Raw genomic sequence first — 13,471 nt, forward strand, 5'->3', positions numbered from 1 at the left:
CTTTGCGCGATCTGACTTGCACCGACCCTTATGTCCAACTGTAGACGCTCGTCGGAACGTTATTGCTCAATCGAAAAATATCGTTGCGCAAATTCCCGGGAGAACGCGCCGACTATGGATGACACGATGAGAAAAAAACGTATCGACCGGTGTCAGCGACAGGATTGGCAACCCTGTTATTATCCGCGCCAGCGTTTCACGCCTTTTTTCTTCAAGCCGATACGAGCGAATTCATGAGCACTGACAAGACCAATCAGTCCTGGGGCGGCCGCTTCAGTGAACCCGTCGACGCCTTCGTCGCCCGCTTCACCGCCTCCGTCACTTTCGACCAGCGCCTGTATCGCCACGACATCATGGGCTCGATCGCCCACGCCACCATGCTGGCCAAGGTCGGCGTGCTGACCGATTCCGAGCGCGACAGCATCATCGAGGGCCTGAAGACCATTCAGGGCGAAATCGAGGCCGGCCAGTTCGACTGGCGCATCGACCTCGAAGACGTGCACATGAACATCGAAGCGCGCCTGACCGACCGCATTGGCGTCACCGGCAAAAAACTGCACACCGGCCGCAGCCGCAACGATCAGGTTGCCACCGATATCCGCCTGTGGCTGCGTGACGAAATCGACCTGATCCTGGCCGAAATCACCCGCCTGCAAAAAGGCCTGCTGGAGCAAGCCGAGCGCGAAGCTGCCAGCATCATGCCGGGCTTCACTCACCTGCAAACTGCTCAGCCAGTGACCTTCGGGCATCACATGCTGGCCTGGTTCGAAATGCTCAGCCGCGACTACGAGCGTCTGGTCGACTGCCGCAAGCGCACCAACCGCATGCCGCTGGGCAGTGCTGCGCTGGCGGGCACCACCTACCCGATCGACCGCGAGTACACCGCACAACTACTGGGCTTCGATGCCGTCGGCGGCAACTCGCTGGACAACGTTTCCGATCGCGACTTCGCCATCGAATTCTGCTCGGCCGCAAGCATCGCGATGATGCACCTGTCGCGCTTCTCCGAAGAACTGGTGCTGTGGACCAGCGCGCAATTCCAGTTCATCGATCTGCCGGACCGTTTCTGCACCGGTAGCTCGATCATGCCGCAAAAGAAAAACCCCGACGTTCCTGAGCTGGTACGCGGCAAGACCGGCCGTGTGTTCGGCGCCCTGATGGGCCTGTTGACCCTGATGAAAGGCCAACCGCTGGCCTACAACAAGGACAACCAGGAAGACAAAGAGCCGCTGTTCGATGCCGCCGACACGCTGCGCGATTCGCTGCGTGCCTTTGCCGACATGATCCCGGCGATCAAACCGAAACACGCGATCATGCGTGAAGCGGCGCTGCGTGGCTTCTCCACCGCGACCGACCTGGCGGACTACCTGGTGCGCCGTGGCCTGCCGTTCCGTGATTGCCACGAAATCGTTGGTCACGCGGTGAAGTACGGCGTCGACACTGGCAAGGATCTGGCAGAAATGAGCCTGGAAGAACTGCGTCAGTTCAGCGACCAGATCGAGCAGGATGTGTTTGCCGTGCTGACCCTCGAAGGCTCGGTGAATGCCCGTGACCATATCGGCGGGACTGCGCCGGCGCAGGTCAAGGCTGCGGTTGTGCGCGGTCAGGCCCTGATCGCCAGCCGCTAAAAGCATCGCGGGCAAGCCCGCTCCCACAAGTTCTGCGTCGAGCACACAATTGTGTTTCAACGCAAAACCCTGTGGGAGCGGGCTTGCCCGCGATGACTGACTTCAGAACGCTAAAAACCTACTTCTTCGCCGCGATCATCGCCAAAAACGCCGGCATCGCAGCCTCCTTGTCCGCCGCAATCCTCTGCACATGCGGATTCTGCTCAAGTCGCTCCAGCAGCGCCTTGGCCTTCGGCATCTCCGCCAGCAAATCAATCCCGAACAACTTCTGTCCCACCGCGCACGCCAACGGCACGCTGTACAGGAAGTACAAATCGGCAATGCTCAGACTGTCGCCTGCCACATACGGAGCGAATTTGCCGTGGCGGCCCAGCGAAGCAAAACCCAGCAGCAACTCGGACTTGGTCTTTTCCTTGATCGCGTCCGGCAAAGTCATGCCGAAAAACGCTTCGCCGTAACAGGCGCGGCCCGGCAGTTCGATGTACAGCTCGATTTCCTTGGCAATTGCCAACACCTGCGCACGCTCGAACGGGTCGCTCGGCAGCAGCGGCGTGCCTTTCTGGGTCTGTTCGAGGTATTCGAGAATGATCGCGGTTTCATTGATGTAACCGGCGTCAACGCCCAGCACCGGCACTTTGCCGCGCGGACTGATCACCAGTGAATCCGGGGTCTGCCCCGGATAGAACGTGACTTCTTCGAACGGCAGGCCTTTTTCCAGCAGCGCCAGTTTGACCATGTTGTAGTAGTTGCTGACTGAGAATCCGTAGAGCTTGAGCATCACATAGCCTCCGGGCCGTGCGGGGTGGGCGGTGTCTGTTTATAGATCGCCGTGGCTGATCCCGCCAGCAGCATCACGCCGCTGAATGCGGGTAAACTGGCGCCTTTCCTTGAGGAGCCTGCCATGAGCGAGCCGACAGACATCGACAACGACATTGACGAAGAAGAGTTCGCCGAGGCTACGTTGATCGAAGCCATCGAGAACCAGATCGAAAGCGACAACCCGCCAGCGGCCAAAGCCACGCTTAACAAACTCACTTTGGTGGGCGTCGAGCGCGAAGAAATCCTCAACCTGATGGCCCATGTGCTGGCGTACGAGATTGACGCGATGCTCGATGAAGACCGTCCGTTCAACACCGAATGGTATGAAGCGGCGCTGCGCGCATTGCCTGAGTTGCCACCGGAAAAGCCGTAACCGGGCCGCTACCTGTGGGAGCAGGTTTGCTCCCACACAATTTGTCACCCATCCATCCAGCCTTCTCCCAGACCCTGACTACACTGGAAACCGCCCCCAGACGAAAACCCTGACGCGCACACTGGACAGTCCGCGCCGGCAGGTTCACCTTAGGGGCGCTGCGTTCCAATTCCTAGAAAGTCTGGAGTCCTTATGTCGCTTACCCCTGAGCTGGTTGCCGAACTGGAAGTCCTTGCACTCTTTCCCCTGGACAGTTCCCAGGAAGGTTTGAAAATTCATCAGACCGCTGCCCCGAAGCACATCGCTGCTGCCCAACGCCTTTATGCTAAAGAACTGACCGATCAGCCCGATGGTGGATATCTGACCAGCCTGGGTCGCGATGCTGCGCAAAATGTGCAAACCGTGCTGACGATTCTGAGAGAGCCAGAAACAGCCTGATCCTTCCTGACTTCGCCCACGGGAACCCCAGTCACGGGATTTCCGCGGGCCCGTCCGGACGTCGACTATCGCCTCGCGGTAGAAATCTGACGTCAAAAAACAAATTCAGCTTAAAACTCCCGCTGCGCAAAGGCTAAACTGCCCCCATTCCGAGACCCTCTACGTCCGAGCCTGCGAGCCGGTTTGAGCTGACATGACGCGCACCCACGAAATCCGCCCCGATCTGGATGAGGGAATCGACCGCAAGGTTCTCAGCCAGCTACGCGCACGTTTTCTCAAACTCAATGAAGTTCGTCTTGGCCGCGCGCTGGAAGGCTTGCCGACGCGTCAGCAAGGCGTACTGACGCTGCTGCCGCTGTTCTTCCACGTCAACCATCCGCTACTGCCGGGTTATGTTTCGGGCAGTACGCCCGCCGGCCTGTCGAATTATGAGCCGGATGCCAATACCCTTGCCGAAGCCCAACGCCTGACCCGCTCGTTCTCCTACAAGCCGCGCCACGGCAGCAACCCGCCGCGACCGATTCACGGACTGTTCCTGATGGGCAGCCTCGGCACACTGGCCCAGGCAGATCAAAGCGATATGGACGTGTGGGTCTGCCACGCGCCGGACCTGAGCGAAAGCGAACTCGCGGAACTGCGCAAGAAATGCCAGTTGCTCGAAACCTGGGCGGCGAGCCAGGGTGCCGAGGCGCACTTCTTTCTGATTGATCCGGTGCGCTTCGTCAAAGGTGAACGCGACAGTCAACTCAGTTCGGAAAACTGCGGCACCACCCAGCACTATCTGCTGCTGGACGAGTTCTACCGCACCGCGATCTGGCTGGCCGGGCGCACACCAATCTGGTGGCTGGTGCCGGTTTACGAAGAAAGCGCCTACGACCTGTACACCCACACGCTGCTGTCCAAGCGTTTCATCCGCGCCGACGAAACCCTCGACCTCGGGCATCTGGCGACGATTCCGCCGGGTGAGTTCATCGGCGCCGGCTTGTGGCAGTTGTTCAAGGGCATCGAGTCGCCCTACAAGTCGGTGCTCAAACTGCTGCTGACCGAGGTCTACGCCAGCGAGCACCCGAAAGTGCAGTGCCTGAGCCTGCGCTACAAGCAAGCGGTGTTCGCCAACCAGCTCGATCTGGATGAACTTGACCCGTACATGGTCGTGTATCGGCGCATCGAGGAATACCTCACTGCGCGCAACGAGCCGGAGCGACTGGAACTGGTGCGCCGCGCGCTGTATCTGAAGGTCAACCGCAAGCTCACCGGCAGCAGTCGCAGCCAAGGCTGGCAGCGTTCGCTGCTGGAGCGCCTGGCCAATGAGTGGCATTGGGATCAACGACAACTGGCGCTGCTCGACAGCCGCAGCCAGTGGAAAGTCCGGCAGGTCAGCGCCGAGCGCCGCGCGCTGGTCAACGAACTCAATTACAGCTACCGCTTCCTGACCCAGTTCGCCCGCACCGAACAGACCGTCAGCCTGATCAACAAACGTGACCTCAACGTCCTCGGTCGCAGGCTGTATGCAGCGTTCGAGCGCAAGGCTGACAAGGTCGAGTTCATCAACCCAGGCATCGCTCCGGATCTGGCCGAAGACACCCTGACCTTGGTGCAATCGCGCAACAAGAAGGAGCCGGGGCAAACCCAGTGGGGCCTGTACAACGGCAGCCTCACGGCGCTGGAGTGGGAACATTTCGCGCCGATCAAGCGCAGCCGCGAATTGCTCGAACTGCTGACATGGTGTCACCGCAACGGCGTGATCGACAGCAGTACCCGGCTGGCCCTGCACCCCGGCAACAGCGACCTGAGCGAGTTCGAACTGTTCAACCTGCTCGGCAGCCTGCAACAAAGCATTGCCCTGCCCTTGCCCACCGTTGCCGAAGAACCTTTGCTGCGCGCCGCGGTGCCAAGCGAGGTGCTGATTCTGGTCAACGTCGGGGTTGATCCGCTCAAGCATCACCGCGACCTGAACATCCTGATGACCACCGAGCGCACCGATTCGCTGAGTTACGCCGGGGTGCGCGAAAACCTCGTGCTGACGCTGGACCAGGTCACGCTCAACAGCTGGAATGAAGTGCTGGTCAACCGTTTCGACGGCCCCCACGCCCTGCTCGATTGCCTGCGCGATTACCTCAACAACTTGCCGCGCGGGCCGTTACAGCCGTCGTTGAAGGTGCGCTGCTTCTGCCACAACCGTGCGCAATTCATCGCCCGCCGCGTGGAAGAAATCGTCGATACCGCGCAAAACCTGTTGCTCAGCGAATTGAACCATCGTTACCTGATTCAGGTGCAGCAGCACTATCACGTGCTGGAATTGGTGCCAGGCCAGGTCAACCACGTCGCCCTCGCGACATTGCCGGCACTGCTCGATTACCTCGGTGAAGAACAGGCGCGCTACAGCCCGCTGCATCTGGATCCGATGGCGCTGGAAGATCACGACCTCGCGTTGATCCTGCCGATGGGCCAGCCGGAATCCATTCAGGTGTTCTACCGGATTACCGAGCAGCAAGCCGAGTTGTATGTGCTGGATGAGTTCAACGTTTTGTGGCAACAGCATTTGCCGTATCACGACGAACAAAGCCTGCTGGTGCCGCTGCAGCGTTTCCTGCAGTCGATCCAGTATCGGCGCGAAGCTTCACTGCCGATGGACGCCGCCCCCTCGGCCCGCCTCGAAACGTTGTATTACCTGTTATTGCCTTCAGGCCCGGGACGGGCGCGACGGGTCGAAGCACGGCCAGCGCCGCAGACACCGGTCAACAAGCCGTTCTACGACGTGCAGGCGATTGTCGGCAAAGCCGCACCGGGGGAAGTGCAGGTCACCTTGTATTGCAATCAACGGGAATTCAGCGAGCTGGAACATGGCGACCAACTGTTCAGCGTGGTCGCCCGGGAGATCGTCGAGCAGCGCCGCGAGACCGAACGCTATCGCTGCTACATCACCGACCTGGACCTCTCGGGCCTGCTCGGTGATGGTCAGAGTTCAAGCAATCTGTATCTGCGCTACAAGGCGGACCTGGAGCGCGCCCTGAACGAGGCACTCGAACAGGCCTGAGGCGGGGTTATTCCGGAAACGCGCCACCGTTGGCCGGCTGCGATTCGACTTCGAGCAAGGTCAATTTCAGGGTCTTGCCACCCGGTGCGGGCCAGTCGATGTGTTGACCGACTTTCAGGCCCAGCAGGGCGCTGCCGACCGGTGCCAGAATCGAGATTTTGCCCTCATCGGCGTTGGCATCCTTGGGATAGACCAGCGTCAGGTGATAGTCCTTGCCGCTGCCTTCTTCGCGGCAGTGAACACGGGAATTCATCGTCACGACATCGGCGGGCACTTCATCGTGGCTGACCAGGGTATCGGCGCGGTCCAGTTCGGTTTGCAACGCAATCACGCCCGGCAGCGAGTCATCCAGGCTGTCGATCAGGCGCTCCAGACGTTGCACGTCCAGACGGGTAAGGGTGATGGAAGGTGCGGTCATGATCCGGGCAGACTCCTTTCTTCTGCACACTAAAAAAGCAAAACCCCGCCAAAAAAGACGGGGTTTTCACCAGGCCTCGATGGGTTGAGGCGTGTTCGGACACTATCACAGCTCAAAAAATATACAAGTCACGCCCCGGTGGTGCGGCGTTGCTGTGCCTGGGTGACGATCACCCGCCGGCGCTCATCATCCGCCGAGCGCCACTCGCGAATGTCTTCGACATGCCGGAAACAGCCGAGGCAGACCTTTTGCTCATCCAGCCGGCACACGCCGCTGCACGGCGAAGGCACCGCCGGGCTGATGTTGCTGTAAAGCGGCTTGGGCGGACGAACGGGAGCGGTGTCAGTCACAGAATCACAAACCTTCGAAGTCGAATTCGGCGCCGGCCTGTTGCTTGACGATACGCTCAAGCATCTCGCCCAGTTGCTCTTCGCTCTTGTCGCACATCCAGCGTTCGCTTTCTTCGTCGTAGTCGAAGTGGAAACCACCTGACACGGCCGCCAGCCAGAGCTGGCGCAGCGGCTCCTGACGGCTGAAGATCAGCTGCGAGCCGTTCTCGAACTTGACCGTCAGGACACCGGCCGAGCTCTCCAGATCGATATCCAGATCGCTTTCGTCAAAGATGTCTTCCAGCGTTTGCTGGGTGGCATCGACCAGATCGTGAAAACGGGCTTCGGTCAAACTCATTGTGGCAACCTCAAAAAAATGTCTGCTCAGGCTCAAGCGCCGAAAGATACGGACGCTGCTTGCCGATTGCAAAGGATAACGACCAAGTACCTGTTGGCCCTTCCAACAACGCCCCTGTGGGAGCGAGCCTGCTCGCGAAAGCGGTGTGCCAGGCAGCGAGCCTGTTGAACTTGCCGGCCCCTTCGCGAGCAGGCTCGCTCCCACGGGGAATAATGATGCACTTCTCAGGAGCCCCGCCGGACGGGAACCCCGTCGCATAGGCAAGCTGCCGGGTGGCCGGTATACTCCGGCGCAATTAACGCATTTTCAAGGATTTCGCCATGAAGCGCCTGATCTCTTCCCTTGCTGCGCTCGTCGCGGTTGCCTGCCTTGTCTCGGCCTGCGGTCAAAAAGGCCCGCTGTACCTGCCCGATGACGATCAGGACCCGGCCGAGCAAGCCCAGTCTTCGCAAAAGCAGCCTGCTTCCAAAGCACACAAGCACGACGTTTACTAAGGGATCGCCATGGACGCTTTTAACTACCGTGGCGGGGAGCTGTTCGCGGAAGGTGTGGCGCTGTCCGCCATCGCCGACCGCTTCGGCACTCCCACCTATGTTTACTCGCGCGCGCACATCGAAGCCCAGTACCTGGCTTTCGCCGATGCGCTGGCCGGCATGCCGCATCTGGTTTGCTTTGCGGTCAAAGCCAACTCCAACCTTGGCGTGCTGAATGTCCTGGCCCGTCTCGGCGCCGGTTTCGACATCGTCTCCCGGGGTGAATTGGAACGCGTACTGGCCGCTGGCGGCAGCGCCGACAAGATCGTGTTCTCCGGGGTCGGCAAGACCCGTGACGACATGCGTCGCGCACTGGAAGTCGGCGTGCATTGCTTCAACGTCGAATCCACCGACGAGCTGGAGCGCCTGCAAGTCGTGGCCGCCGAGCTGGGCGTTCGCGCGCCGGTCTCGCTGCGCGTCAACCCGGATGTCGATGCCGGCACCCACCCGTACATTTCCACCGGTCTCAAAGAGAACAAGTTCGGCATCGCCATCGCCGACGCCGAAGACGTGTACGTGCGCGCCGCGCATCTGCCGAACCTGGAAGTGATTGGTGTCGACTGCCACATCGGTTCGCAGTTGACTACATTGCCGCCGTTCATCGACGCCCTCGACCGTCTGCTGGATCTGGTCGATCGCCTCGGCGATTGCGGCATCCACCTGCGCCACATCGATCTCGGTGGTGGTTTGGGTGTGCGTTATCGCGATGAGGAGCCGCCATTGGCCGGTGACTACATCAAAGCCGTGCGCGAGCGTCTGGACGGTCGTGATCTGGCACTGGTGCTCGAGCCGGGCCGTTTCATCGTCGCCAATGCTGGTGTGCTGCTGACGCAAGTCGAGTACCTCAAGCACACCGAACACAAAGACTTCGCCATCGTCGACGCGGCGATGAACGACCTGATCCGCCCGGCGCTGTACCAGGCGTGGATGGACGTCACCGCGGTCAAACCCCGCGACACCGCTGCGCGTAAATACGACATCGTCGGCCCGATCTGCGAAACCGGTGACTTCCTCGCCAAGGACCGTGAGCTTGCGCTTGAAGAAGGCGACTTGCTGGCGGTGCATTCGGCCGGTGCCTACGGTTTTGTGATGAGCTCCAACTACAACACCCGCGGCCGTGCCGCCGAGGTGCTGGTGGACGGTGACAAGGTCTTTGAAGTGCGTCGCCGCGAAACCGTGGCTGAGCTGTTTGCCGGCGAAAGCCTGCTGCCGGAGTAACCCATGCTGCTGCGTTTTACCAAAATGCACGGCCTGGGCAACGACTTCATGGTTCTCGACCTGGTCAGCCAGCACGCGCATATTCAGCCCAAGCACGCCAAACAATGGGGCGACCGGCACACCGGCATAGGTTTCGACCAATTGCTGATCGTCGAGGCGCCGAGCAATCCGGACGTGGATTTCCGTTATCGGATCTTCAATTCCGACGGCTCCGAAGTGGAGCAGTGCGGCAATGGTGCGCGCTGCTTCGCCCGCTTCGTGCTCGACAAGCGACTGACCGCCAAACGGCAGATCCGCGTCGAGACCAAGGGCGGCATCATCGAACTGGACGTGCGTAACGACGGCCAGATCGGCGTGAACATGGGCGCCCCGCGCCTGGTGCCGGCGGACATTCCGTTCGAAGCACCGGCGCAGGCCGCAAGCTATCAACTGGAAGTCGACGGCACCACGGTCGAACTGGCCGCCGTGTCGATGGGCAACCCACACGCCGTGCTGCGCGTGCAGGACATCAACAGCGCGCCGGTGCATGAACTGGGGCCGAAAATCGAACACCATCCGCGCTTCCCGGCGCGGGTCAATGTCGGTTTCCTCCAGGTTATCGACCGCAACCGCGCGCAACTGCGCGTCTGGGAACGCGGCGCCGGGGAAACCCAGGCCTGTGGCACCGGCGCTTGCGCTGCGGCTGTTGCGGCCATCAGTCAGGGGTGGATGGATTCGCCGCTGTTGATCGACCTGCCCGGCGGGCGTCTGTCCATTGAATGGGCAGGCCCTGGCCAACCGGTGTTGATGACCGGCCCGGCAGTGCGTGTATACGAAGGACAAGTGCGTCTTTGAGTGAGCAGAAACCATGACCGATAAGCCCCAGGTACCCGCCCGACAGTCCGACGAATCAGCGTCCGAGAGCCTAGAGGCGGCAGCGGTTGCCGCGTACCTGGAGGCTCATCCGGATTTCTTCGTCGAGCACGAAGAACTGCTGCCGGCCATGCGCATTCCTCACCAGCGCGGCGACACCGTATCGCTGGTCGAGCGCCAGATGACCATTCTGCGCGAGCGCAACATCGAGATGCGTCATCGCCTCTCGCAACTGATGGACGTGGCTCGCGACAACGATCGCCTGTTCGACAAGACCCGTCGCCTGATCCTCGCCCTGATGGACGCCTCCAGCCTGGAAGACGTGGTCATCAGTGTCGAAGACAGCCTGCGCCAGGACTTTCAGGTGCCTTTTGTCAGCCTGATCCTGCTCGGCGACAACCCGGCACCCGTTGGCCGCTGGGTCAGTCACGCCGATGCACAAGTCGCTATCGGCGGCCTGCTCACCGAAGGCAAAAGCGTCAGCGGCACCCTGCGCGAGCATGAGCTGGACTTTCTGTTCGGCGAAGAACAACGCAAGCAGATCGGTTCCACCGCCGTGGTCGCTGTCAGCCACCAAGGCATCCACGGGATTCTGGCCATCGCCAGCCGTGACCCGCAGCACTACAAGAGTTCGGTGGGTACGCTGTTCCTCAGCTACATCGCCGAAGTCATGGGCCGCGTGCTACCACGGGTCAACAGCTCCCTGCGCTCGGTACGCTGAACATGGAACGACAACTGGACGCTTACTGCGAACATTTGCGCAGTGAGCGGCAGGTGTCGCCGCACACGCTGTCGGCCTACCGCCGCGACCTCGATAAAGTCCTCGGCTGGTGCGTCAAACAGAACATCAGCAGTTGGGCCGCGCTGGACATCCAGCGCCTGCGCAGCCTGATCGCTCGCCTGCATGCGCAAGGCCAATCCTCACGCAGCCTCGCCCGGTTGCTCTCGGCGGTGCGCGGGCTCTATCACTATCTCAATCGCGAAGGTCTGTGCGACCACGATCCGGCTACCGGACTGGCACCGCCGAAAGGCGAACGCCGCCTGCCGAAAACCCTCGACACCGACCGCGCGCTGCAATTGCTTGAAGGCGCGGTCGAGGACGATTTTCTCGCGCGGCGTGATCAGGCGATTCTGGAATTGTTCTACTCCTCCGGCCTGCGTCTGTCGGAGCTGACCGGGCTCAATCTCGATCAGCTCGATCTGGCCGACGGCATGGTTCAAGTGCTCGGCAAAGGCAGCAAGACCCGTCTGCTGCCGGTCGGCAGAAAGGCCCGCGAAGCCCTTGAACAGTGGCTGCCGTTGCGCGCCATGACCAATCCGGCGGACGACGCCGTATTCGTCAGCCAGCAAGGCCGGCGCCTCGGGCCACGGGCGATTCAGGTGCGGGTCAAACTGGCCGGCGAGCGTGAACTGGGGCAGAACCTGCACCCGCATATGCTGCGGCATTCCTTCGCCAGCCACTTGCTGGAGTCCTCGCAAGATCTGCGCGCGGTGCAGGAGCTGCTCGGGCACTCGGACATCAAGACCACGCAGATCTACACCCACCTGGACTTCCAGCATCTGGCGGCGGTCTACGACAGCGCCCACCCACGGGCCAAACGCATGAAAGGCGACGATTCATGAGCATCCAGTTGATCACCTTCGACCTCGACGACACCCTGTGGGACACCGCCCCGGTGATCGTCAGCGCCGAAGCGATTTTGCGTGAATGGCTGAGCGAACATGCGCCGAATCTGGGCGCGGTGCCGGTGGAGCATTTGTGGTCGATCCGCGAGCGGGTGCTGGCCAACGAGCCGGGACTCAAACATCGCATCAGTGCGCTACGTCGGCGGGTGCTGTTCCATGCGCTGGAAGAGTCTGGCTACGGCCATGGCGAGGCGTCGGAGCTGGCAGACAAGGGCTTTGAAGTGTTCCTGCATGCGCGGCATCAGATCGAAGTGTTCCCCGAAGTCGAGCCGGTGCTGGAGATTCTCGCCAACCATTACGCCCTCGGCGTGGTCACCAACGGCAACGCCGATGTGCGCCGGTTGGGGCTGGCGGATTACTTCAAGTTTGCCCTGTGCGCCGAAGACATCGGCATCGCCAAACCGGATGCGCGACTGTTTCACGAGGCGTTGCAGCGCGGTGGCGCCAAGGCCGAAACCGCGGTGCATATCGGTGATCATCCGGGAGATGACATTGCCGGGGCGCAACAAGCCGGAATGCGTGCGATCTGGTTTAACCCGGCGGGCAAGGTCTGGGAAGCGGAGCGCTTGCCGGATGCCGAGATCCGCAGCCTGACCGACTTGCCAGCGGTGCTGGCGCGTTGGAACGCTGCCTCCGTCTGACACCAAACCGCTTTTTGTGGCGAGGGGATTTATCCCCGATCGGCTGCAAAGCAGTCGTGAAATCAGCTTGCGCGGTGTGTCAGGGCAACGCTGTATTCTGCGTTTTGGGGCCGCTGCGCAGCCCATCGGGGATAAATCCCCTCGCCACAGGGGTCTCACCCAATCACCTTCATGTGATATTCCAGGCATGAAAAAGCCCGCAGCGACGGCGGGCTTTTTCAGCAAGCAAGCGGCACGCCTCAGATAGGGCGGCTACCGTACTTGTTGTCCGGCTTCTTGGGCGGATCGGCGACCACATTGGCCTCCACTTCCTGCACTTTTCCGCCTCGCGACAGGAACTCTTCCATGGCCTTGGCCAGGGCGTCGCGCTCCTTGTTCTTGGCTTCAATGCTCGGCAACTCATCTACCGACACCGCAGCCTTGGCTTTGCCTTTGGCAGCCGGGACCGGCGCATCGTCACCGCCATCGTCGTCAGCAACGTCTTCCGCTGCTGCTTCCAGGCCTTCCTCGGCCTCGTCTTCGTCGCCTACTTCGAGGTCGTCGGTTTCCAGATCATCGTCGCTCATGTTCTACCTCATGACTTGCGAAAAGCAGATTAGTTATAGACCAGCTTTGGCAACTGTCGAAAGTCGCCGTTAAAAAATCATTCACCGCTGCTGACCAGCGGCTATGCCCCTTCACCGTGCAAGGTGGCGAGGACTTTACGGGCACCGCCATGATCACGGTGCTCGCCCAGATAAACGCCTTGCCAGGTTCCCAGTGCCAACCGACCTGCCGAAACCGGCAGACTGATCTGGCAGCCAAGCACGCTGGCCTTGAAGTGCGCCGGGAGGTCGTCCAGGCCTTCGTCGTTATGCTCATAGCCGTCTGCTCCTTGTGGGATCAGACGATTGAAAAATCGTTCGAAGTCGCGACGAACCGCCGGATCGGCGTTCTCGTTGATGGTCAACGACGCCGAGGTATGCTGCAGCCACAAATGCAACAGACCGACCCGACATGCCTTGAGTTCAGGCAGGCCGGCGAGTAACTCGTCCGTTACCAGATGAAAGCCCCGGGGTCTTGCCCGCAGGGTTATCAGAGTCTGTTGCCACATACAGTTCTCCGCACATTCGGGGCGCATTCTAGCGCGCTCTGGGAAAAA

Annotated in this window: 16 protein-coding genes; 10 read left to right on the plus strand and 6 right to left on the minus strand. The window is 60.9% G+C overall.

Going from position 1 to position 13,471, the window contains the following annotated elements; translation table 11 throughout:
* Positions 1-233: 233 nt before the first annotated feature.
* On the plus strand, positions 234-1,628 hold the full coding sequence (gene argH / locus ACA043_RS28485; protein WP_497658310.1) for an argininosuccinate lyase: 1,395 nt from the start codon (positions 234-236) through the stop codon (positions 1,626-1,628).
* A gap of 118 nt (positions 1,629-1,746) precedes the next feature.
* Here the strand turns inward: argH and ACA043_RS28490 are convergent, their stop codons facing one another.
* The gene (locus tag ACA043_RS28490; protein ID WP_497615588.1) at positions 1,747-2,406 is read right to left on the minus strand and encodes a glutathione S-transferase family protein; all 660 of its coding nucleotides are present in this window, start codon (positions 2,404-2,406) and stop codon (positions 1,747-1,749) included.
* Positions 2,407-2,529: 123 nt separating this feature from the next.
* On the opposite strand from ACA043_RS28490, the gene ACA043_RS28495 reads away from it, so the two are divergent.
* From ACA043_RS28495 to ACA043_RS28505, 3 genes are all read left to right on the plus strand, one after another.
* Positions 2,530-2,820, plus strand: coding sequence for a hypothetical protein (locus ACA043_RS28495; RefSeq protein WP_489880577.1), 291 nt, complete (start codon positions 2,530-2,532; stop codon positions 2,818-2,820).
* A gap of 192 nt (positions 2,821-3,012) precedes the next feature.
* Complete coding sequence (locus tag ACA043_RS28500; RefSeq protein ID WP_401264557.1) at positions 3,013-3,258, plus strand: TIGR02647 family protein; 246 nt, start codon at positions 3,013-3,015, stop codon at positions 3,256-3,258.
* Positions 3,259-3,451: 193 nt separating this feature from the next.
* Positions 3,452-6,295, plus strand: a complete 2,844-nt coding sequence (locus ACA043_RS28505; protein WP_497658311.1) for a class I adenylate cyclase — start codon at positions 3,452-3,454, stop codon at positions 6,293-6,295.
* Between the two features lie 7 nt (positions 6,296-6,302).
* On the opposite strand, the gene rnk is transcribed toward ACA043_RS28505, so the two are convergent.
* From rnk to cyaY, 3 genes are all read right to left on the minus strand, one after another.
* Entirely contained in the window at positions 6,303-6,713 is a 411-nt protein-coding gene (gene rnk, locus ACA043_RS28510; protein WP_187678250.1) for a nucleoside diphosphate kinase regulator, read from the minus strand.
* 128 nt (positions 6,714-6,841) lie between these two features.
* Complete coding sequence (locus ACA043_RS28515; protein WP_187678251.1) at positions 6,842-7,063, minus strand: DUF1289 domain-containing protein; 222 nt, start codon at positions 7,061-7,063, stop codon at positions 6,842-6,844.
* Between the two features lie 4 nt (positions 7,064-7,067).
* Complete coding sequence (cyaY, locus tag ACA043_RS28520; protein WP_187678252.1) at positions 7,068-7,400, minus strand: iron donor protein CyaY; 333 nt, start codon at positions 7,398-7,400, stop codon at positions 7,068-7,070.
* A gap of 320 nt (positions 7,401-7,720) precedes the next feature.
* Between cyaY and lptM the strand changes: the two genes are divergently transcribed.
* From lptM to ACA043_RS28550, 6 genes are read left to right on the plus strand one after another with little or no spacing between them, the layout of a single operon-like run.
* Complete coding sequence (lptM, locus tag ACA043_RS28525) at positions 7,721-7,894, plus strand: LPS translocon maturation chaperone LptM (RefSeq protein ID WP_042561715.1); 174 nt, start codon at positions 7,721-7,723, stop codon at positions 7,892-7,894.
* 9 nt (positions 7,895-7,903) lie between these two features.
* Positions 7,904-9,151 (plus strand): diaminopimelate decarboxylase, encoded by a 1,248-nt coding sequence (lysA, locus tag ACA043_RS28530; RefSeq protein ID WP_497658312.1) that lies wholly within the window; start codon positions 7,904-7,906, stop codon positions 9,149-9,151.
* A 3-nt stretch (positions 9,152-9,154) separates the two neighbouring features.
* Positions 9,155-9,985 (plus strand): diaminopimelate epimerase, encoded by an 831-nt coding sequence (gene dapF, locus ACA043_RS28535; protein ID WP_103302557.1) that lies wholly within the window; start codon positions 9,155-9,157, stop codon positions 9,983-9,985.
* Between the two features lie 13 nt (positions 9,986-9,998).
* Positions 9,999-10,724: a DUF484 family protein gene (locus ACA043_RS28540; protein ID WP_305440452.1), complete on the plus strand. Its 726-nt coding sequence runs from the start codon at positions 9,999-10,001 to the stop codon at positions 10,722-10,724.
* A 2-nt stretch (positions 10,725-10,726) separates the two neighbouring features.
* Entirely contained in the window at positions 10,727-11,626 is a 900-nt protein-coding gene (xerC, locus tag ACA043_RS28545; RefSeq protein WP_187678256.1) for a tyrosine recombinase XerC, read from the plus strand.
* Entirely contained in the window at positions 11,623-12,330 is a 708-nt protein-coding gene (locus tag ACA043_RS28550) for an HAD family hydrolase (protein ID WP_401264562.1), read from the plus strand. Before xerC ends, ACA043_RS28550 begins: the two co-directional genes overlap by 4 nt.
* Positions 12,331-12,569: 239 nt before the next feature.
* Here ACA043_RS28550 and sutA read toward each other — a convergent pair whose 3' ends face one another.
* A complete protein-coding gene (sutA, locus tag ACA043_RS28555; RefSeq protein WP_187678258.1) occupies positions 12,570-12,896 on the minus strand; it encodes a dormancy-specific transcriptional regulator SutA in 327 nt (108 codons plus the stop codon).
* A 101-nt stretch (positions 12,897-12,997) separates the two neighbouring features.
* The gene (locus ACA043_RS28560) at positions 12,998-13,423 is read right to left on the minus strand and encodes a secondary thiamine-phosphate synthase enzyme YjbQ (RefSeq protein ID WP_100846853.1); all 426 of its coding nucleotides are present in this window, start codon (positions 13,421-13,423) and stop codon (positions 12,998-13,000) included.
* Positions 13,424-13,471: the final 48 nt, after the last annotated feature.

This window comes from Pseudomonas sp. LBUM1648 (assembly GCF_059716145.1).